The sequence below is a fragment of the Pseudomonas sp. P7759 genome, assembly GCF_013386445.1.
In the GTDB taxonomy this organism is placed as follows: Bacteria; Pseudomonadota; Gammaproteobacteria; order Pseudomonadales; family Pseudomonadaceae; genus Aquipseudomonas; species Aquipseudomonas azotoformans_A.
Genome location: NZ_JACART010000108.1, coordinates 1 through 260 on the forward strand (window position 1 = coordinate 1; position 260 = coordinate 260).

The following is a 260-nucleotide window of genomic DNA, read 5'->3' on the forward strand; positions in this document are numbered from 1 at the left end:
GTCGGCGCTGTGCACCACCTGGAATTGTTCATCATGCAGGTGCAGGCAGATCAGGTCGGCGATATGGGCATCGTCCTCGACCACCAGGACACGTTTTGGCTGATCCATGTAAGAGAAACCTTCGTTTGTAGTCCGCGCATTGTGGGGGTTTTGCAACAGTGTAGTTATCACGAATTGTTTAACTCTGCGTGAGGATTCCGCGACCGGCCAGGGCTCAGGATGGTTGCTAAGGCGAAGCGCCTGTTGTGGTGAGCGAGCTT

Annotated in this window: 1 pseudogene; it reads right to left on the bottom strand. The window is 54.6% G+C overall.

The window, feature by feature from the left end:
* Positions 1-108 (bottom strand): annotated as a pseudogene (locus HX823_RS32120) (response regulator transcription factor); the annotation flags it as partial.
* Positions 109-260 lie beyond the last annotated feature (152 nt).